The organism is Neobacillus niacini (genome assembly GCF_030817695.1).
In the GTDB taxonomy this organism is placed as follows: domain Bacteria; phylum Bacillota; class Bacilli; order Bacillales; family Cytobacillaceae; genus Neobacillus; species Neobacillus niacini_F.
Genome location: NZ_JAUSZQ010000002.1, coordinates 2,553,175 through 2,574,364, shown reverse-complemented (window position 1 = coordinate 2,574,364; position 21,190 = coordinate 2,553,175). Strand labels below are relative to the sequence as shown.

Sequence of the window (21,190 nt, the reverse complement as noted above, 5' to 3'; positions counted from 1 at the left end):
TTTCCAAAAGAATGCAAAAAAATCAATTGAATACAAGGCTGACCCGATAACAACACCTTGTCTGCCCACACCTTTTCCCCTTAAAAAATTAAATGGTTAATATTTTGGTTACCTCATATTATCTGGCAAAAACGTCGCAATTTCTGGAACAAAGTACAACAGCATAACTAATACAAGGATTGGAATCATAAATCGTATGGCTCCTTTAAAAATATTTTCTATTTTTAAATCAGGGGCAACACCATCTAAGACGAAGCATAACATTCCTACTGGAGGAGACATCATTGCCATTTCAACTACAAGAATTATAAATACGCCAAACCATACTAAATCAAAGCCCATCGCTTGAATCAACGGCATAATAATAGGAACAGTTATGACAATCATGGCCATTGTATCCATTATAGCTCCGAGAATGAGATACATGAAGACGATCAACAAGAAAAGGGCAAATGGAGACATGTTCAAATCTGTGAAAAATCCTGCTAATGCTTGTGGGAGTCGTGTAATGGTTAATAAATAGTTAAACAAAAAAGCTGCTAACATTATAGCAAAGATAAAACCTGTTGTTTTCAATGTTCTTGATAACGACTCAATGAAATTTTGCCACGTAAGCTTTCTTATCAATAATGCAATGATTAATGCAAAAAATGCTCCGACACCTGCTGCTTCCGTTGGGCTAAACAACCCAATGTACATACCACCAATTACAATTAAAAATAATAGTAAAATCCAGCCTGTATGCCTCAAAGAGTAGAATTTTTCCTTCCAACTGCTTCCTTTTCCTCTAGGAGCAAGGCTTGGGTTGATTAAAATAGATACATAGACAGTAATTACATATAAAAGGCTAAGCACAATTCCAGGAATGATACCTGCAATTAAAAGTTTACCAATCGAGGTTTCAGTCATCATTCCATAAATAATAAACATGGTACTTGGTGGAATTAGCATGCCCAAACTTCCGCCGGCAATGATAGAGCCTCCTGCAAGGGACTTACTATAACCAGCTTTAGTCATTTCTTTGGAAGCGATGACACCCATTGTTCCAGTATTAGCCAAGCTTGAACCAGAAGCTGCAGCAAAAAGTGCAGATGAACCAATGGTTGCGACTGCCAAGCCTCCCTTTAGCCTTCCAACCCAAGTTCTAAAAGTCTCAAATAATGAACTGCTTATGCCTGTCACAAAAAGAATTTCCCCCATCAATACAAACAGTGGGATTGTTGATAAGGTATAACTATAGCTATGTTTCCAAACAACTGTTTCAATAACTGATTTTAATACGGTCCAATCCCTTAAATAGAGAATTCCAACAAATGCAGGAACTGCCATTGAAATCGCAATAGGAATCTTTAAAAACATTAGAACAAACATAGCGAGTAAAACGATAAGTGCTATTATTTCTAAATCCATTGTGTGTTCACCTCTTCTTCCTTTACCTCAGGTACACTCCTTTTAAATGTTTTATTAATTGAGAGAATAAACCTCAATAAAGCTTCAAGTCCCCAAATGAAAAAACCAATTGCAACTATAAAATTAAATGGATAATGCGGAATACGCATTAGTTCTGAGGAGATAACGGTATCCAACATATTCTTCATTGCAACACCCCAAAATACATAAGTAATCGCCATGCAAACGACAAATGTCATTAAATAAGCGATGACATCAATGAAGGATTGAAAACGGGCTGGAAGCCGATCAACAATTAGACCTATCTTAACATGAGCATCCTGTGATTGGGTATAACCTAAACCAAACATAATTGTCACGACCATTGCCAACTGAACCACTTCGAAATCACCAATGATTGGATTATGAAATGCCCTACTTGTAACTGCGGCCATAATAAACAACATCATAATCATAATCGCAGTAAGTGCAATCCACTTCGAAATATTCGAGATAGTATCCACTATTTTTTGAAAAACTTGCAAACGAAACACCTACTTTCTTTTAATAGGTATCTATACACCTAGTATGGGTATAGATACCTGTGGAGAAACGAATTAAAATGGTGCTTTAAGTCCTTCACTCTCTAACAATTCAATAAAGTCGTTCATCATTTCTTCACCATTCAAGCCTCGACCATTAGCCTCTTTGACCCAATTATCCCAAATTGGTTTAACTGTCCCTCTAAATTTGTCTAATTCTTCCTCTGGAAATTCTTTATATTCCTTTCCACCAGAATTAATCCATTCCGTTTCAATTTTTTCAACCTCTGCTAAATAGGTATCCTCATACATTTCTATCAATTTAGGTGCTAAATCTTCTTCAAATAATTTCTTCAAATCGTCTGGAAGTTTATCGTAAAAAGCACGATTCATAACCGGTGCTTGATAGGACATGTAAGCAGGTATATTTGTCAAATATGGTGCTACTTCAAAATAACTATTAGAAATCGATCCAGTTGAAGGGAAGATATTAGCGTCTACAATTCCCTTTTGAAGGGCATCGTACGTATCCTCATATGCAACAGCCACAGGCGTACTTCCCCAACCCTTTGCAAGTTCTCCAGCAACAGTTCCAGTTACCCTTAATTTTAACCCTTTCATTTGTTCAAACTTTGTAATCGGTTTGCTAGAAATCAATGTATATGGATCACTTGCACCAATCCCCATATACACAATATCTTTAAATGAATCTTGTGCATGCTTTTCAATAAATTGATCCATTACCCGAGTTGCACTTTCGATATCAGGGAAAGCGAAAGGCAAATCTCCAATTGTCAGTGGAAATAATTCTGTATCATAATGGTATGTTGGAACCAATGGACCACCAAAATCATAAACACCACCACTAACATCTTGTAATACAGTTGTTGAAGAACCAAGTGCTCCTCCGGAGTATAGGTCTACCTTGATTCTCCCATTGGTCTTCTCCTCTACGTAATCCACCCAAGGTTCAAATGCATTTTTCACTGTGTGGTGTGCAGTAGGTTGCCAAAAATTAGTCACCATTGTTATTGATTCTTCTGATTCCCCACTAGATTCATCGCTAGAACTTGTGCTATCAGAACCACCACAACCTGATAAAAATAATACAATTCCAAAGATAATACCAAAAATACCTAAACTCTTTACTCTCATGTAAGATCCTCCTAATTGATTGAATAGTTTTTGTCTTTAATAATAAATCAACAAAACTAGGTAGATTAATAGTAGTTAATATAAAATGGTTTATGTTTAACTTATTCTTATCTAAAAATCTTGATTAATTTTCTGTGGTTTTCCTTTTCAAACTTGGTATTATAACAAGACCTAAATGTAACCACTTAAAAATATCAAAAGGATTGTAAAAGCGTTTACTAGAGCGTTTATTCATCACCCCCCTTTTTTTACTCACTAAAGTTAACACTTACTTCACCAAGGTGTGTAAAACGGGCAGTGAACAAATCCCCTTCAACAGCATCTACAGCAGCTGACAGCGCACCTGATAAAATGATTTCCCCCTTTTTCAGGGAAATTCCAAACTCAGACAGTTTATTAGCTAGCCATGCAACACAATAAGCTGGATTTCCCAATACTGCAGTTCCTACCCCAGTATTTACCAATGATTTATTTTTGAAGAATTCCATTTCTATTGTTTTAAGGTTTACTTTTTCAACAGGAATTGGTTGTTCCCCTAATACAAATAAACCACTAGAAGCATTATCTGCAACCGTATCATTCAATGATATTTTCCAATCTTTTATTCTACTAGAAACAATCTCAAGAGCTGGCAATATATAATCTGTTGCTTCAAGCACATCCTCTACCGTTACCTCTGGACCTGTTAAATCCTTTTTTAGGACAAAGGCAATTTCTCCTTCTACTTTCGGCTGTAACACTTGATTTACAGAGATTAAGCCTTTATTTTGCACACTCATACTAGCAAGTAAATGACCGTAATCTGGTTGGTCGACCTGCAATAGATCTTGCATTGCTTTTGACGTCAGGCCAATTTTCTTCCCAACTATTTTATCTCCATTTGTAACCTTTTTATTAATGTTTACTAGTTGAACTTGATAGGCAGTTTCTAAAGTAACATTATCAAAAATTTCTGTTATTTTAGTAACTTCTTCCCCCCCCAATTCTGCTTGCCATAAATAATTTGCAATCTCACTTATTTGATTATGATTATTTCCATTCATCGTATTTCACCTTTCTATATGTAGCTAAAATTTTACTTATTAAATTCCGAGAAACTTTAAACTATTGGCCTTAAAAATACTTTTCTCCACTTCTTCAGTAAGATTGAGCATTTTGACCCGGTTCCCTGGGGATTTTTCTCTAATAAGATATGGGTAATCGGACCCTATAAGTAAATTACTAGTTCCAATCAGGTTTATTAAATGCCGTAATGTAAGTTCGTCGTATACTAAAGTATCGAAATACAACTTTTTACCGTATTCCATTGGAGACTTTTTCATTAAAGCTTTAAGGCTTTCATTTGTTTTCCAACCATGTTCTAATCTAGGTAAAATGGAAAACAAACTTCCTCCACCATGACTTAATGCAATACGTAAATTCGGGTATTTTTCTAAAACACCACCAGTGATAAGAGATGCTCCAGCCCATCCTGTTTCAAATGGGAAGTTAATATATGCTTGGAGTTGCATCGGTCCTATTAATCTTTCTTTCCCTAAAGGATGGAGGGGATGAACAAATATTGCCATGCCCTCCTCTTCGGCAGCTTCAAAAAAAGGATGAAAATAAGGATCACCGATAGGACGTCCGTTGACATTACTCCCTACTTCTACCCCAATTAAGTTAAAGTCCTTTTTTAATCTTTTTAGCTCCCTTGCTGCTAATTGAGGATCCTGCAAGGGAACCATTCCCAACCCGTAAAACCTTTTAGGATTTACCTGAACTAGTTCGGATAGTTTGTCATTAATATATCGAGAAAACTCCAATGTATCTTCAGGCTCAAACCAATAGGATAAAAGTTCGGGCATTGGCGAAATCACTTGAATATCAATACCTTCTTTATCCATGTCTTCTATTCGTCGGTTAGCATCCCATGATTGATTGGTTAATTTCCGGAACACCTTTCCTGAAATTAGGACATTGCCAGTTTGTTCACTTGTCATTTCCATTATTGGCCATAGGTTACTACCAGCCAGATTCCTCATTTCCGGCAATTTTTCTGGAGTAAAATGGGTGTGCATATCAATTATCATTAATAAACCGTCATCCTTTTTAAATAATTTTGGATGTTGCCAACCTTAATACCTTTTTTTCTCACAATTTCCTTCATTTGTTTTAAAGAAATAACTATTGGGAAAGCAATCTGATACTTGACATTATCAACAAGCTAAATTCTTTATGCAATTACTCACTAAATAAAACGCTTCCAATTCTGTTGAGTGGTTTTAATAATTTTCCTATTAAAAATATTTCCAAGATACCCGTCTAAGGTCCGGGTTGTCCAACTAATCCCCCTTCATTATTATATGCCCAAGATTGATAAAAACAGCGAAACGCTTTGTATTCCCTTCTGCCCCCGATAAACTATTACCCCTCTATGAGACAAGAATTAATGAATGTCCTAATTTCGCAAACCTGTCCTCAAGTAAAAACAATTGGGCGCCCTCCTGCTCTCCTAGTTCGAAAATCACCTTTTTTAGTAGATCCGATTCATGACCAACATAAAGCCAACATTTAGAAAAATAATTTTTACCTTTTCTTCCTTTAAAAATGTTTTTTCGTAAAAAGCTTGGCGTGGAACTTTAAATTAACATTTTTCAAGATCATACCTTATCAAATCTTTTTTAATGGTTTCCATTTTGTTTCCCCTAAATTCAAATATACCGTTATACGGTAACTGTTATCAGTAACATTCTATATTTTTATATTAATCTAATTATCAGAATATTGCAACCAAAAATTATTATTTTATTCCCTTTTTGACAATATTGTCTAAAAAATCTTAATAATCATATATTTTTTGATCCAATTGTAATAAATAGGTTTTCATTTCCAAAGGGAATACTAGTAACTAGGAAAAAAGCAGGAGGAATGAAGCCCTTAAATATACTATATTATTGTATCAGATTACAAGATTTGACAATAGTTTTAGTTAATACTAGTATTTGGTCGATAATCATTGCTTGAAAAAAATTAAAGCTATTCCCATAATTGTTTTAAATTTGGGAACAGCTCTAAAAAAAGGAATTAATTTAAATCAAATCTTGTAGCGTTCCGAATTTTGACTAATTTTTCAAAATACATTTAGCAACTCAGGCAAGGCTTAGTCTCAGTAAAGGTTGGTTGATTCAATATCACTCCCGTTTAATATGTATTTGAATTAGGAGTCCCAATTCATTTTTAATACAATTAGAAAATTTAATTAAGCTTGTAAATTACAGTGCCCAAAGGATAGATTGATCACAATTTGATGAGTGTTATTTATGCCAGCAATGACATCACATAGCTTTTGCTGAATCGAGTAGGCGTGTGCAGTAGTATTTAATTCTGAAGGAAACACGTCCTTAAAATTCATACCGCTACTAATTGCCTTTGTCCCATCTGCACGCATGATTAAAACTGTGGTTTGCTCATCCATTTTAATTTTGGTGATAAAATCAGTTAAATCATCAATCACCCCGCCAGTCAAAGAATTTAATGTTTCGGTATTAATTAAGCTCAGTACCGCAATTTTTGATGTAGGTTTTTCTACGAGGATATTGGTATAATTTTAATTCATGATTCATTCTCCTTTCCTAGCAATATTAATAAAATGGATAAAAATATAGGCTGCACTCAAAAATAAATGAATTTTTTATTAAGCCAGCCCTTTAAAATTTCTAATATTAAAATATTAGAAATGAGTTTGAAGCCCTTCACTTTTGCGCAATTCGATAAAGTCATTCATCATTTCTTCCCCTGGATAACCTCTTTCATTCGCATCTTCAACCCATTGATCCCATATCGGTTTCACTGTTCCCTTGAATTTATCCAATTCCTCTTTTGAAAGGGTAATAACTTCTTTCCCTCCACTATCAACAAAAAGCGAATCAAGTTTTTCAATTTCATTGAGATATGATTTTGTCATTAATTCAACAAATTTTGGATTTAACTCTTCATCAAATATCTTCTTAATATCATCTGGTAGTGAATTATAAAATTTACGATTCATAACTGGGACATTATATGTCATATAAGCATCCACTTTTGTCAAATAAGGAGCCACCTCGTAATAACTATTTGAAATGGTTCCGGTACCTCCAAAGATATTTGCATTTATTATCTTCTTCTGTAATGCATCAGGAGGCGTTTGATTTGAACTTTAAATATACAAATAACCTCATTTTGATAGGGATATTATTGGGATTAACCAAAATAACACGGTTTAATAGTTTCTCTATAACTTCACATTCAATTTATTCTCAATATTGGTTTAATAGTCAAACCTTCTTTAGAATCTTCAAATGCTTGATTTATTTCTTCAAAATGATAATATTTTACCAATTTATCGAATGGAAACCTACCATCTTTGTAATACGCAATTAATTCGGGGATAAATAATTGAGGTATCGCATCTCCTTCGATAACTCCTATCAATGTTTTACTTTTGGATACCATATCATTGATATCAAGTGTTGTTTCTGGTGTTACTCCAACAACTGCACATTTTCCATGAGGTCTTAACGCTGTTATTGATTTTTTCACAACATTGGGCACCCCGGTGGTCTCTAAAGCAAAATCTACACCCCCATTAGTTAACATTGTAATTTCGTTTACTACATCTTCCTTGCTGCCATTCAAAATATAAGTTGCCCCTATTTCACTAGCTAAATTTAATCGTTCATCATTTATATCAATTGCAATTATACTTTTGCATCCTGCAATTTTAGCTGCCATTACCGCACTTAAGCCTACTGCACCACATCCGAAAATTGCGATAGTAGAACCAAAACCTGGTCTTAATTTATTTAATACCGTCCCGCTACCTGTTTGGATTCCACACCCGAGGGGCCCTAATAGTGCTAAATCAATATCCTTTTCTACTTTTACAATGTTTTTTTCATTCGCAATAGCATAGGTCCCAAAAGAAGATTGACCAAAAAATGTTGAGATTGGATGGTTGTTCTGGGATAAGCGAGTTGACCCATCTTCCATTTTTCCCCTAAAGTTTAAATCGGCGAACCTTATACATGTCGAGGGATGTCCGGAAAGACAATTTGCACACTCACGACAAGAGGAATAGGACAGAACAACATGGTCTCCAGGCAGAACTGCTCTAACATTTGAACCAATTTTCTCTACAATTCCAGAACCCTCATGTCCTAATACAATCGGAAAGGGAGAAATGCCCGCTTGCCATGCAACTGCATCAGTATGGCAAACACCAACTGCAACTATTTTTACTAATACTTCATTCTCTTTTATATTCGACAATTCTACTTCTTCAATTTTAAAATCTTCACCGATATTGTGAGTAACCGCTGCTTTAATTTTCAAGGGAATACCTCCTATCAATTCATTATTGTTTGGATCTATGTTCCAAAAAAATAAATAAGAACATAGTCAAGGAAGAGATCAAAAGCAACTCTCAATTGAAATTCCCCTCACTAAATTACAAATTCCTAACAGAAAGAAATATAGTAAGTTGGTTAGAATATAAAATCTAGGATTATTATCTTTTGTTGATTCTAATAATTTTTGTATTTGTATACTCTTTGAGCCCTTCCACCGAACCCTCAATTCCATAGCCAGATTGTTTATGGCCTCCAAAAGGGATTGTAGGAGATAAAGCACCTATTTCATTTATCCACACTGTTCCTGTTTCCAATTTATCAGCAATGGATTTGGCTAACTCGATATCCTTCCCCCAGATTGAACCGCCTAATCCATATTGGCTCCTATTCGCACGTTCTATGACCTCTTCATAGCTTTGATATTTTAATAGAGGGACTATAGGTCCAAACGCCTCCTCCGTTACGACTCTTGCATTTTCTGGAGGATTATCCACAATGGTCACTGGAATAAAGTAGCCCGATCTGGGGGCTTCTCCTTCGAATGCAAATTTTAAACCATTTTGTTTGGCTTCCTTTATTAAATTCTTTACCTTTTTATATTGAACTAAATTTTGTACTGGTCCTAACTGTGAAGCAGGTTCTAGACCATTACCTACACGTACCGTTTTTGCGTATTCGATTAATTTATCCACAAATTTATCGTAAATGTCATGGTGGACAAAAATACGTTTTGCATTAATACAAACTTGCCCACTATTTAGAAACATCCCCCAAAATATCGGTTGAATCACTTCATCAATAGATACGTCTGGTAAAATAATTGCTGCATCATTACCTCCAAGTTCCAAGGTAACACGCTTTAGATTCTTTGCAGCGCTTTCCATAATCTTTTTTCCTGTTGCAGTTGAACCAGTAAAACTAACTTTATCAATACCTGGATGCCCAGTAATCATCGGACCAAGAGCATCATCCCCTGATAGTGTATTGTAAACTCCATCTGGAAAAATTGTACTTGCAATTTCCCCAATCTTTAAGGTTGTTAACGGTGTATATGGCGATGGTTTAACGATCAAAGTATTTCCAGATAAAAGTGCCAATGGAATTTTAAACATTGCAAGGAGTACTGGAAAGTTCCATGGGACTATGGCCCCAACTACACCAAGTGGAGTGTAGTGTTTTTCGATATAAGTTGTTTCTGATTCTTCAAGAACCTCAGTGGACAGCCTATGATTTGCACTTTCCTTCAACCAATAAACAGCCATGTTAATTTCTCTTTCTGCAAAAGAAAGGGGTTTCCCCTGTTCAAGAGTTAAAAGACTTGCTAACTCTTTTTGATTCTCGGATATAGCGTTTGCAAATTGTAAAATTAATTCACTTCGTTCTTCAAAACTTCTAGAGGCCCATTTTGGAAAGGCACTTCTTGCAGCTTTTACTGCCAGATCTAAATCATTTTTACTGGCTACAGGTGCGTGGCCTACTATTTCTTCTGTTGCTGGATTAATCACTCCTATCGTTTCTTTCGTTTCTATTTGCTTTCCATTGATTGTCAAAGTAAATTCATCCATAGATTTAATCATCAAGAAATTTCCCTCCTTAAATTGTTTGTGTCAATTAATCACAATTAGTATCCCATTTAGTTTAAATTGTCCTATTATTAATAATCTGTGTTATCCGAAATGATTGGACTATTTTTGAAATTTAATAGACTACTAGGCACTACATACTTGGATCCAATCCTAGTAAGCTATGGAGTTTAAAATAATAAATATTTATTTAATATAGTAAATACTTGTTTAAGATACATTATCTATGTTTTAATAATAGATTAAGACTATTTAAACCATAGCCCACACCGCTGTTAGGAATTGGATCAAGTTCAAATGTTAAAGGAAACTCATAAGCTGAATATTTCTTTAGTAAACTTGATATAGCAATATTTGCTTCAAGTCTTGCCAAAGGAGCACCTAAGCAAAAATGAATTCCCCCGCCAAATGCCATATGATCTCTTTTATTTGAGCGATTCAAGTCAAAGATTTCTGGATTTTCAAACACACGTTCATCACGATTCGCTGCTCCAAGAAAGAAAAATACGAGTTGTCCTTCTTTTAATTGTTGACCATAAAACTCTAGGTCTTTCTTAACAATTCTTCTCATTACTTGGACAGGACTTCGAAATCTTAACGATTCCTCAACTGCATGTGATACTAACAAAGGATTGCTTTGAAGACTTCGGTAGATTTCTGGCTGCTCTGCGAAAGTATAGATGGAATTGCCAATTAAACTCGTTGTTGTCTCATTACCAGCTGCCAATAATAAGTTACAAAATGGCACAATGTATTCTCCAGATAACTTTTCCCCAACTTCATTTGCTTTAACTAATATAGAAATAATATCATTGTCACCTGGATTCTTTCTCTTGTCAGCAATAATTTCATTAAAGAATTCTTCCAATTCCGCTTCTGCTTTTAATTTGGCTTCTTTCCATATTCGTACTTCCTCATCAGAATTATCAACTGGTGTACTGAATATAATATGGCTCCACTCTTTAAACTTTTTCATATTTGTTGACTGAATTCCCAGCATTTCAGCAATTACTATAACTGGTAATGGTCCTGCAAACTCCTCAATGAAATCTATTTCTCGTTTCCCTTCCATTTTTGCAATTAATTCATTGGTAATCTCATGTATACGCGGTTCCCATGCCTTCATGACTCTCGGAGTAAAAGCACGATTTACTATACTGCGTATTTTTGTGTGCAGAGGAGGATCCATAGTTATCATTGACCTTGATAAGGATTGTTCCTTTTTTACCCCAGTTGCGCTTGAAAAATAGTCTTTATTTTCTACTACTCTTTTGACCATTTCATATGAAAAAACACTCCAGCAATCCAATTCTTCATTATAAAGTAGCGGGGATTCTTCCCTCATTTTTTTATACCAAGGGAAAGGATTAAACGAATTATCGTTCCTTTTTAACATACTTAAGGCAATTAATGGATTAACAACTCGATTTGATTGGCTCATGGTTTATTAACTCCTCCTAGAATATTAATTTTTATAATATTCAAAATATTTTATGCATAATTTTACTTTTATTTCTATTACAACTATTTCTCCCCTTACACATGATTTATTCATTCTCAGCACGTAGTACCTCTGTTATTTGCTTGGTTCTTTCATTTCAAAATGGATAGTGATACCCTACTAATTGAACTATTATTGTTTTGCATAAATCAACTTAAAAACTAGCTTTTGTTAACCACTGACCACCGTCCATAATTATACATTCTCCATTAATATATTCCGACCTTTGAGAGTAAAAAACTTGCAAGATTCGCAATTTCCTCTGTATTTCCTAAACGCTTTAAAGGAATATTTCCTAATATTTTCTAGCAATTTGGCCAGGGGCAATTACGTTCACCCTAATTCCATAATGCCCCCATTCTACAGCAAGGGTACGATCCATCGCTAATAATGAACCGTACCTGGATTAGCTGTCCATGAGTAGGAAGTTGAAATATTTAAAATCGAACCAGGTTGGTTATTATTTATCCATTCTTTTGCAACAGCTTGAGTGCAATACCAAGTTCCATTTAAGACGATATCAACGACTGCATGCCAGCCATTTAAGATAAAATGGATAAGACTATTTTACCAAACTGGGAGCCACTCTCCATTTTTTTATGTGCATCGTTAACCTGTTCAAGTGAAAAGACACTATCGACCACTGGTTTTATCTTGTTTTTTTCATATAGACCTATTAATTCAACAAAATCTTTGTCTGATCCCAACTGAGTACCCTTAATAGTCAGTTCCTTAAAAAAAATACGAGGCATAACTACTTTTTTAACCGGACCAAGAGTTGCTCCAAACGAAACGATTCGGGCACCATAATTAGCAAGGCTAATTAATTCCGGAAATACTTCTCCCCCGATACTATCAATTAATAAGTCGGCCCCACCTGTTAGCTCTTTTAAATGTTTGGACCAATTTTGTTCACGGTAGTTCACACCGCCTGAAGCACCAAGTTTTATCGCCTTTTCTATTTTTTCATTACTGCTTGATGTCACATAAACTTTGGCTCCTTTAGCAACAGCTATCTGGAGTGCAAAAGTTGCAACACCCCCTCCAATCCCAGGAATAATCACTGTATCCCCAGTCTTAACACGACCTTTTGTCACCACGGCCCGATAAGCGGTTAAACCACCTAATGGAAGAGCAGCAGCCTCCTCCCAAGTAAGGTGCTTTGGTTTTGGAAAGACACTTTTTGCAGATATTTTAATGTACTCTGCATAGGTTCCATCTGTTGGCATACCCAACACAGAAAAACCAGGACCTGGCCGATTAGGGTCATCTCCCCAATCTAGACCAGGATTTATTATCACTTCATCCCCTATTTCCATCCCTTGGACATCCTCACCCAGTTTCACAATCATACCAGCCCCATCTGAACCTAGAATAGAAGGTGCTGTAATCTTTGGATAGAGTCCCTGGCGAATATAGACATCACGTCGATTTAAAGCTGCTGTTTTTAAACGTACAACTACTTCACCGGTGTCCGGTTCTGGATCCGGAACATTCTCAAGATATATTTCTGCAATTTTTTCACCAGGTTTGACAACATCCCTTAAAATCGCTGCTATCATTCGCATCGACCTCCTGACTTTGAAATTTTAAAATTTCAGTAACCCTAATAAAAACCCACTAAATTACTAGTTCCCAAAGCTTCCTCGCTGTCTCATTAGTTGACGAAATAAACCCTGGTCCTCCTTAAATGCCTCTCTTCCATGCAGCCAAAAATGATTATTTAACATAACTAATCTTCCTTCTGGCAATGGTAAAGTCTGAACTCCAGGCGAATTTTCCATGGAATCAGAAAGCTCCTTTAAATAAACGCCCTGTTCAACCGTCTCCGGATGCGTCGCCTGGTCGTTAAAGTTAATACATGTAGCATTATTCATCTCAAAGAAGGTAGTTTTATAGACATCGTCCTCTGTTTTTTTACTTTGTTTATGGGCATAAGAAAACTTAAACTTATGACCTGCAAGCGGATGATTTCTGAATTTGTCCATCTCATCCCAGTCATCTAAATGCAAAAGCCGCGAATCCCCACCGTTGGCGTTTCTTTCCTCCCATTTCATCATAAGAAGCCAGTCAGTACGCTGTTTCACAAAGGTACCATCAGTATGAAACTCTAAAGTACGATATGGCTGTCGCAAATAGGTATCACTATCATCCGAATGCGTTACATCAAAACTAGCATAATAGGTTCCAGTCATCGAATCAAAGTTTGAAATCCCTACCAAATGAGTAATCGCGGTAGAAATTTTTAAATAATCATTCTTATCATTCGTTACATGCTCTACACCTAATGTAAAACCACCTGTTTCTCTTTCTTGCAATATCCCTTTAAGTGTTTTATGAAAATCTTCACCAATTAAGTTTCTTAACTCACTTGCTATAAAAAAGCGCATAAACGGAACATATTCTATACGCTGTACGTTAATATCCTTTACTTTGGCCAAAAAATCGTTTAATACATTTTCATTAATATCAATATGATATAAATGTTTTTGATTATCTTGGAGCCGAATAACATATTCATTTGTGTTTTGAACATATTTCATTTTTTTTATTCCTCCTAATTCTCTTATTTACCTAAATCACATAACTTTTATTTAAGCCCAACTCATCACCTAATAACTTTAATTCAGTCCATATTGTATCTTCTAAAGGGATACCCTCTTCCATTCTGTTTACATAAAGATCGTGTTCCAGTTCGCCTGGGATGTAAATACGGCTTATACTTGGAGTCTTTTCTACTGACCTAATCTCCCTAATTGCTTGATCCATTCTCGCTTTAAAATCTTCCATTTCCATAAATAAATCCGGACGCATCAACCAAATGAATTGGCCAAGATTTTGTGGAGTTTCAAAATTACTGTATAAATCATTGATATGTGGACCCCAATTAGCGCCGCTTAATATCCCTGAAAATATATCCACCATGAATGCCAATCCATACCCCTTAGCTCCTCCTAATGGCAATACTAAACCATCAAATGCAGCTTTGGAATCCGTAGTATCATTGCCATCCTTATCAATAGCCCAGCCTAACGGTATCGATTTGTTATCATTCATTGCTTTAATAATTTTCCCTTTAGCAACAACACTAGTAGCCATATCTAAAATATATGGCAGTTCATTTCCTGCAGGCACACCAATAGAAAAAGGATTCGTACCAAAATAGCGTTCCTTCCCTCCAAATGGTGCCATATTAGCTGGTGCGTTCGTTGTTGCAAACGCTATTAGATCGTTCTTGACAGCTAATTCAGTGTAGTATGACAGTATACCTGCATGGTTGGAATGATGGATAGCAACGGCACACATCCCTATATCCTTGGCCTTTTGTATCCCTAACTCTATCGCTTGGCGTACTACATACGGACCTATCCCATTTCCGCCATTCACCTTTAAACTTACCGGTGTTTCTCTTTCTACTAGAATAGAAGAATTATTGCTAATGACATTAAGCCTTAAACGCTTTACATAGATAGGTACGCGGTGGACACCATGTGAACTTACTCCCTTAAGATCAGCTGTTACTAAATGTTTGGCTGTTTCTATGGCTTCCTCTTGATTAAGACCGACTGCTAAAAAAATTTCCCTAACGTAATTCTCCAATTCTACGGCTTGGATATTTATCATAAATATCACACCCCTTCTCTTCCATCTTCTTGTAAACCCAGGATTGATCTAATGTCCCAGCATAGATGGATTCCATCATTTTACGCTCTTGTTCCACCTTTTCTTTCGCTTTTATTAGTACCCCTTCTGCTTCTTCTAAAGGAATAACGACAACACCATCATCATCGCCAATTACAATATCACCGGGATGAATGACAACCCCATTACAGCTGATTGGAACATTCACTTCCCCTGGACCATCTTTGTGCGGGCCTCTCGGCTGTAGACCTTTCGCATATACTGGAAAATCCAATGCTAAAATACCTGCTCGATCGCGGATGGCACCGTCAATAATAAAACCTTCTATTCCCTTTTGCTTTGCATAGGTGCACATTATTTCACCAGTAATTGCATTGGTAACATCTCCACCTGCTTCTACAATGACAACCTGGCCAGGCTGAGCCAATTCCAATGCCATATGCATCATTAAATTATCAGCAGGAGAAACTCGAACGGTAAACGCTTGACCTGCCATCAACAATCCCTGATTATGAAAAGCTCTTATTTCCCCGCCAATGGATGCAAACCGTCCCATCATGTCGGCAATATTTGAGGTCGGTATTTGCCGAAACTCCTCTATCACTTCCTTTCTTTCTATTCTAGGTATTTCCTTGAAAATTCTAAAACCAACATTGCTCACTTACAACACCCCAAAAATTTTAGTTAACTATAAATTTATACTATTCTGAATATAGTAGCGATAACTTGTTTCCTGAAAAGTCTCTTTCCCCTTATCCCCATTTACCTGCAGAAGGATTTTATTTAGTTTTGTTTAAGGTTTTATTTTTTCTTAAGGAAACCTTCGTAATTTTACCTGTTGTCGTTTTTGGGAGTTCGTCCATAAACCGGAAAATTCTAGGTACTTTGTATTTCGCCATACTTTTTCTGCAATAAGAAGAAAGTTCCTCTTCCGTTATTTCATTTTTTGTAACGACATAGGCAACAATTTCTTCTCCTACAATATCATCTGGTTCCCCAATAACCGCGCATTCAAGAATAGCTGGGTGGGCATAAAGATATTCTTCAATTTCACGCGGAAACACATTGTATCCACTTCGAATGATCATATCTTTTTTTCGGTCAACGATAAACAAATTCCCTTTTTCGTCCTGATAACCTAAATCCCCTGAATAGACCCAGCTATTGGAGATGGTTTCAGCCGTTGCTTCGGGCTTGTTATAGTATCCCTTGAATGCATTTGGACCACGAAAAATAATCTCTCCTACTTCACCTTGAGGTACATCCTGATTATCAGGGGTCACTATCCGAAGTTCCACTCCTGGTATTGGGATTCCAACAGACCCGACTACCTTTACTTCACGTGGCCGCTGAGTCGTTATGCAAACAGTAGATTCGGTTTGTCCGTACCCTTCAAGAACTTCAACACCCAAATCAGCTTTTATTCTCTTAAGAAGCTCACCAGGAATGCTTGCACCTCCCGAACCTAAAATACGTAGAGAGGAATAATTATATTCTTTTAATTTGGGAGATTGAATGATTTTAGCAAACATTGTAGGCAACCCGTTAAATACAGTTATTTTCTCGCAATCAATCAACTCTAGCGTTTTATCCGGGTTAAATCGTTCTTCAAGAATAATTGTTGCACCTTTGTAAAAAGAGCCTAAAAAGCCTCCTACTTTTGCAAACGCATGAAAAAGTGGGGCAACAACAAGTACACGGTCCCCTTCGTTTGTTTCTCTTACATCTGCTAAAGCTTTTACCATCCACAAAACATTGTTATGGGTGATCATTGCTCCCTTTGGTCGGCCTGTCGTCCCGGAAGTGTAGATAATTTGTGCTGTATCATTCCCTTTTAAGAAAGCAAGTTCATATTCATCTAGTTGGGGGCTATCAAGTAATTTTGTCCAATCACAAGAAGGGTTATTTTGACCAAGAAATTTGATAAGTATATTCGCAGTTATTAACTCAGTTTTCGTATTATCAACAGTTTCTAAAGATAGCTCGTCAAATAAAAGTGCTTTTGCTTCCGAATCATTTATTAAATAAGTTAACTCTTTTTCTTTTAATTGCGGATTAATCGGAACAACAGTGCCTCCCACTGCAAGAATCGCAAAGTAGGAGATGATATATTCAAAACCATTTTGCATCATCAGGCCAACATTCATGTTTTTTCCAATTCCGACACCACTTAGACCAGTTGCTAACTTCAAGACTTTATTTTGAAGTTCTTGGTAGCTCAATTCATTATTTTTAAACTTGACAGCTGTTTTATCGGGAAAACGCTCTGCACTATTTATAAGTAGATGAACGACATTCATTCAAGCACTCCCTCCTAAAAAAGGTAAATTTATTTTAAACAATTTACTACAAATATAAGTAAAAAACTTTTCCTTAAAAATACTTGGTTTGCCAGCTATTATTGATTAAAGACCTAATTCCTTAGCAATGATTACTTTCATAATTTCACTTGTTCCTCCATAAATAGTGGTAACCGCAAGATCCCGGTACATCCTTGCAATTTCATATTCCTCAATGTAGCCATATCCACCATGCAACTGCATACAATCCCCAACCATTTTTTTCACCATTTCCGTTGTCCACCACTTAGCCATTGACACCTCTTTAATGATCTTTTTCCCTTCCATATGTTTGCCAATAAGATTATCGACAAAGGTTCTGGCAATTTCAACCTGGGTTGCCATTTCGGCAAGTTTAAATTGGGTATTTTGATATTTGCTTATTTCTTTGCCAAAAACCTTTCTTTCCTTAACATACTTAATCGTCAGCTCCAACATTTTTTGTCCTGAAGTAACGGCGGAAATCGCCATCATTAATCGTTCTTGCTGCAAATTCTTCATTAAGTAATAAAATCCTTGCCCTTCTTCTCCTAAAAGATTTCCGACGGGAACCCTTGCGTCTTCGAAAATTAATTCAGCCGTATCTGCGCTGTGCTGTCCTACCTTTTTTAGCTTTTTTCCTTTTTTAAAACCTGGGATGTCTTCATCAATTGCATCAACAACAATTAGACTAATCCCTTTATGTGGTGGGGTTACTTTTGTGTTTGTTTTACAGACAAGTATGACAAAATTAGTTGATATCCCGTTACTGATAAATGTTTTTTCTCCATTTATTACATAATGATCGCCATCTCTAACAGCAGTTGTTTTTATGGCTGATAAATCCGAACCAGCCCCTGGTTCTGACATAGCAATAGAGGAGATTAACTCACCCGTAATACTCCTGGGTAACCATTTTTCTTTTTGCTCAGGAGTGCCGAAAGCTTCAATGTAAGGCATAACAACATTATTATGAAGTCGTGGACCTCCGAGACCGCTCCCTACTTTTTCAAGCTCCTCTGTTAAGATCACTGAATAGCCGAAGTCAGCATTTAATCCACCATACCTTTCATCAACCCATGGACATAAAAAGCCCTGCTCCCCAAACTTTTTCCAAAAGGATTTTGGGACTTCTCGCGTTTCTTCCCATTCATCGAAGTAGGGTAGCGCCTCCTTTTCCAAGAATCTCCTAAGTGAACTGCGATAAATTTCATGTTCTGCCGTCATAAAAGCTCTATCCACTGAAAAATCCCTCCAATTTTTTTACTCTGCTATTTAAGTGGTTGTTCATATACGTTCAATTAATAGTAAATAGCTAGTTTAAGTATAATAATCTTTTTATCTAATAAATCATGAAGTATACACTTATCAAAATAATATTTTAATAAGTGTATGCTATCCTTCAATACTTTTATTTCGGCTGCATTCGTATAGCGCCATCTAGGCGGATTGTTTCCCCATTCAGCATTGGATTTTCAATAATGCTCTGTACTAGCATTGCATATTCATTTGGGTAACCTAAGCGGGATGGAAACGGTACCATTTTTTCTAGCGATGTTCTTATTTCATCAGATACCATACCAAATGCAGGAGTATCCATTAGTCCTGGAGCAATCGTCACACAACGGATTCCATACCTTGCTAAATCACGGGCAACTGGTAATGTCATGCCTACAATTCCACCTTTTGAAGCACTGTATGCTACTTGACCAATCTGACCTTCGTAAGCAGCTATGGATGAAGTATTGATAATGACTCCGCGTTCGCCATTTTCGTTAGGAGTGTTTTCTGCCATTTGCTGCGCTGCTAAGCGAAGCACATTAAATGTACCAATAAGGTTCACTTGAATCACTTTTGAAAACGTATCAAGGCCATGTGGTTCATTTCCTCTATTAATCACCTTTTTAGGGTGATTACCTACGCCTCTTCCTGCACAATTTATTGCTGTAGTAATTTTCCCGAATTTTTCAACCGTAATATTAATAGCTGTCTGAACTTCTGATTCATTGGAGACATCTGTCTTTATAAATAGAGCATTTTCCTGTCCCAGTTCTTTTACCAAGGCAAGACCTTTCTCCTCATTTAAATCCAATACCGCTACTTTTCCACCTTTTTCAACAATATGTTTAGCTGCGGCTTCACCTAACCCTGAACTTCCTCCTGTAACAATTGCTACATTATTTTTCATTTCCATTTAGGTATCCTCCCTTTACTTTATTTAATTGATTCTTTCGATAATTGTCGCATTGGCCATGCCGCCGCCTTCACAAATTGATTGAAGGCCATATTGTCCCCTAGTTCTTTCAAGTTCGTGCATGAGCGTAACCATTAACCGCGCTCCACTAGCCCCTAACGGATGTCCTAATGCAATTGCGCCCCCGTTTGGATTTAGTTTTTGTGGATCTGCTTTCAATTCTTCTAACCAGCTTAGGGGGACAGGTGCAAACGCTTCATTGACTTCATAGATATCCATATCATCTATTGTAAGCTTAGCTTTTTTTAGTACCCGTTTTGATGCTTCAATTGGGCCTGTAAGCATCAACGTAGGATCCGAACCAACTACCGAACGAGCAATAATCCGAAACCGTGGTTTTAAGCCTAGTTCAATTGCTTTTTCTTTTGACATCAAAAGAATACCAGCAGCACCATCACTTATCTGGCTAGAATTCCCAGCATGTATTACACCATCTTCCTTGAAAACTGTCTTTAGTGACCCTAACTTTTCTATTGTTGTATTTTTACGCGGACCTTCATCCTGAGTCATTATTGATTTGGAGCCATCCGCCAATGTAACTTCAATTGGCATAATCTCTCTTTCGAACCGTCCTTCTTTTTGTGCTTGAATGGCTCTTCTATGGCTCTCCAATGAATACTCATCGAGCTGGCTACGGCTCAATCCCCATTTTTGAGAAACTAATTCAGCTCCAACCCCTTGTCCTTTCATTTCATACCGTGATGTTAAGTTTTCACTCCATGTCGTATTTTTTCTCGTTGATCCCATCGGGATTCGAGACATACTTTCAACTCCACCTGCAATCACAATATCCATATCTCCACTCATTATTGCTTGAGCTGCAAAATGAACAGCTTGCTGACTTGAACCGCATTGCCGATCAACTGTAGTACCAGGAACATGAATTGGAAAGTCTGCCATTAATGCAGCTACACGTGCGATATTCATTGCTTGTTCTTCGACTTGCATGACACATCCTAAAATCACATCTTCAACCAATCCCGGTGATATTCCGGTACGCATTACTAACCCCCTTAAGATTTGAGCTGCCATATCATCGGGACGAACGGAACTTAAACTACCATTACGCTTCCCAACAGGAGTACGAATAGCATCGACTACAACCACTTCTCTCATTTTCATTCCCCCTATTAACTGGATATATTTTTGTACACTTTAAATAATGCAATTATTGTGCCAATAATTCATTTCATTCCTTAGAAATTGAATCCAGTAGTATTTTCATTGTATGTGTATATTTCTAGCATTCTATTTTCTAACACTCTGTGTGGCTTTTTCTCTTTTCCCTAAATATTGTTCGAAAAACCTACATCGTCTTAATAATGTGTGTCTGCTATACACGCAAAATGTCTTTTTTTCAAACAAAAGAGGGCAGGCCCCCTTCTCCCAAACAGAAAGAAGAAAACCTTACCTCAAACTTTATATTTTTATTTT

17 protein-coding genes and 2 pseudogenes are annotated in these 21,190 nt (G+C 36.5%); all 19 read right to left on the bottom strand.

All coding sequences use genetic code 11. The features are described from left to right. Window positions 1-108 precede the first annotated feature (108 nt). The 19 genes and pseudogenes from QFZ28_RS13285 to QFZ28_RS13195 all read right to left on the bottom strand — a co-directional run bounded on the left by QFZ28_RS13285 (window position 109) and on the right by QFZ28_RS13195 (window position 20,872). The gene (locus QFZ28_RS13285) at window positions 109-1,410 is read right to left on the bottom strand and encodes a TRAP transporter large permease (RefSeq protein WP_307195065.1); all 1,302 of its coding nucleotides are present in this window, start codon (window positions 1,408-1,410) and stop codon (window positions 109-111) included. Then, a complete protein-coding gene (locus QFZ28_RS13280) occupies window positions 1,401-1,913 on the bottom strand; it encodes a TRAP transporter small permease subunit (RefSeq protein WP_307195064.1) in 513 nt (170 codons plus the stop codon). Before QFZ28_RS13280 ends, QFZ28_RS13285 begins: the two co-directional genes overlap by 10 nt. Window positions 1,914-2,006: 93 nt before the next feature. After that, window positions 2,007-3,086: a TRAP transporter substrate-binding protein gene (locus QFZ28_RS13275; protein ID WP_307195063.1), complete on the bottom strand. Its 1,080-nt coding sequence runs from the start codon at window positions 3,084-3,086 to the stop codon at window positions 2,007-2,009. A gap of 248 nt (window positions 3,087-3,334) precedes the next feature. Next, window positions 3,335-4,129 (bottom strand): 2-keto-4-pentenoate hydratase, encoded by a 795-nt coding sequence (locus QFZ28_RS13270; protein WP_307195062.1) that lies wholly within the window; start codon window positions 4,127-4,129, stop codon window positions 3,335-3,337. A 39-nt stretch (window positions 4,130-4,168) separates the two neighbouring features. Continuing rightward, a complete protein-coding gene (locus QFZ28_RS13265; protein ID WP_307195061.1) occupies window positions 4,169-5,158 on the bottom strand; it encodes an amidohydrolase family protein in 990 nt (329 codons plus the stop codon). Between the two features lie 1,169 nt (window positions 5,159-6,327). After that, entirely contained in the window at window positions 6,328-6,636 is a 309-nt protein-coding gene (locus QFZ28_RS13260) for an enoyl-CoA hydratase/isomerase family protein (protein WP_307197022.1), read from the bottom strand. Window positions 6,637-6,798: 162 nt separating this feature from the next. Continuing rightward, window positions 6,799-7,230 (bottom strand): annotated as a pseudogene (locus tag QFZ28_RS13255) (TRAP transporter substrate-binding protein); the annotation flags it as partial. A gap of 125 nt (window positions 7,231-7,355) precedes the next feature. Beyond that, window positions 7,356-8,441 carry an NAD(P)-dependent alcohol dehydrogenase gene (locus tag QFZ28_RS13250; protein ID WP_307195060.1) on the bottom strand — a complete coding sequence of 362 codons (1,086 nt, stop codon included), beginning with the start codon at window positions 8,439-8,441 and terminating at the stop codon, window positions 7,356-7,358. 175 nt (window positions 8,442-8,616) lie between these two features. Continuing rightward, a complete protein-coding gene (locus tag QFZ28_RS13245; protein WP_307195059.1) occupies window positions 8,617-10,035 on the bottom strand; it encodes an aldehyde dehydrogenase family protein in 1,419 nt (472 codons plus the stop codon). A 226-nt stretch (window positions 10,036-10,261) separates the two neighbouring features. Beyond that, a complete protein-coding gene (locus tag QFZ28_RS13240; RefSeq protein WP_307195058.1) occupies window positions 10,262-11,482 on the bottom strand; it encodes a cytochrome P450 in 1,221 nt (406 codons plus the stop codon). 214 nt (window positions 11,483-11,696) lie between these two features. Next, window positions 11,697-12,088: pseudogene (locus QFZ28_RS13235) on the bottom strand (SDR family oxidoreductase); the annotation flags it as partial. Next, window positions 12,085-13,104, bottom strand: coding sequence for a zinc-binding dehydrogenase (locus QFZ28_RS13230; RefSeq protein ID WP_307195057.1), 1,020 nt, complete (start codon window positions 13,102-13,104; stop codon window positions 12,085-12,087). The gene QFZ28_RS13230 and the pseudogene QFZ28_RS13235, both read right to left, overlap by 4 nt. A 66-nt stretch (window positions 13,105-13,170) precedes the next feature. Continuing rightward, complete coding sequence (gene glaH / locus QFZ28_RS13225) at window positions 13,171-14,085, bottom strand: glutarate dioxygenase GlaH (protein WP_307195056.1); 915 nt, start codon at window positions 14,083-14,085, stop codon at window positions 13,171-13,173. 31 nt (window positions 14,086-14,116) lie between these two features. Continuing rightward, the gene (locus tag QFZ28_RS13220) at window positions 14,117-15,166 is read right to left on the bottom strand and encodes an Ldh family oxidoreductase (protein WP_307195055.1); all 1,050 of its coding nucleotides are present in this window, start codon (window positions 15,164-15,166) and stop codon (window positions 14,117-14,119) included. Then, entirely contained in the window at window positions 15,126-15,845 is a 720-nt protein-coding gene (locus tag QFZ28_RS13215) for an RraA family protein (RefSeq protein WP_307195054.1), read from the bottom strand. The genes QFZ28_RS13220 and QFZ28_RS13215 overlap by 41 nt, the downstream gene beginning before the upstream one ends. Window positions 15,846-15,963: 118 nt before the next feature. Further along, window positions 15,964-17,484: a class I adenylate-forming enzyme family protein gene (locus QFZ28_RS13210; RefSeq protein ID WP_307195053.1), complete on the bottom strand. Its 1,521-nt coding sequence runs from the start codon at window positions 17,482-17,484 to the stop codon at window positions 15,964-15,966. Between the two features lie 105 nt (window positions 17,485-17,589). Then, on the bottom strand, window positions 17,590-18,744 hold the full coding sequence (locus QFZ28_RS13205) for an acyl-CoA dehydrogenase family protein (protein WP_307195052.1): 1,155 nt from the start codon (window positions 18,742-18,744) through the stop codon (window positions 17,590-17,592). A 169-nt stretch (window positions 18,745-18,913) separates the two neighbouring features. After that, entirely contained in the window at window positions 18,914-19,696 is a 783-nt protein-coding gene (locus tag QFZ28_RS13200) for a 3-hydroxyacyl-CoA dehydrogenase (RefSeq protein WP_307195051.1), read from the bottom strand. A 24-nt stretch (window positions 19,697-19,720) separates the two neighbouring features. Further along, window positions 19,721-20,872, bottom strand: coding sequence for a thiolase family protein (locus tag QFZ28_RS13195; protein ID WP_307195050.1), 1,152 nt, complete (start codon window positions 20,870-20,872; stop codon window positions 19,721-19,723). Between the last annotated feature and the right edge of the window lie 318 nt (window positions 20,873-21,190).

Coding starts and splice junctions, on each gene's coding strand:
- QFZ28_RS13200 (WP_307195051.1), bottom strand. CDS start 19,696: ATGGAAATGAAAAATAATGTAGCAATTGTTACAGGAGGAAGTTCAGGG.
- QFZ28_RS13195 (WP_307195050.1), bottom strand. CDS start 20,872: ATGAGAGAAGTGGTTGTAGTCGATGCTATTCGTACTCCTGTTGGGAAG.
- QFZ28_RS13245 (WP_307195059.1), bottom strand. CDS start 10,035: ATGATTAAATCTATGGATGAATTTACTTTGACAATCAATGGAAAGCAA.
- glaH (WP_307195056.1), bottom strand. CDS start 14,085: ATGAAATATGTTCAAAACACAAATGAATATGTTATTCGGCTCCAAGAT.
- QFZ28_RS13270 (WP_307195062.1), bottom strand. CDS start 4,129: ATGAATGGAAATAATCATAATCAAATAAGTGAGATTGCAAATTATTTA.
- QFZ28_RS13275 (WP_307195063.1), bottom strand. CDS start 3,086: ATGAGAGTAAAGAGTTTAGGTATTTTTGGTATTATCTTTGGAATTGTA.
- QFZ28_RS13240 (WP_307195058.1), bottom strand. CDS start 11,482: ATGAGCCAATCAAATCGAGTTGTTAATCCATTAATTGCCTTAAGTATG.
- QFZ28_RS13265 (WP_307195061.1), bottom strand. CDS start 5,158: ATGATAATTGATATGCACACCCATTTTACTCCAGAAAAATTGCCGGAA.
- QFZ28_RS13285 (WP_307195065.1), bottom strand. CDS start 1,410: ATGGATTTAGAAATAATAGCACTTATCGTTTTACTCGCTATGTTTGTT.
- QFZ28_RS13230 (WP_307195057.1), bottom strand. CDS start 13,104: ATGATAGCAGCGATTTTAAGGGATGTTGTCAAACCTGGTGAAAAAATT.
- QFZ28_RS13210 (WP_307195053.1), bottom strand. CDS start 17,484: ATGAATGTCGTTCATCTACTTATAAATAGTGCAGAGCGTTTTCCCGAT.
- QFZ28_RS13220 (WP_307195055.1), bottom strand. CDS start 15,166: ATGATAAATATCCAAGCCGTAGAATTGGAGAATTACGTTAGGGAAATT.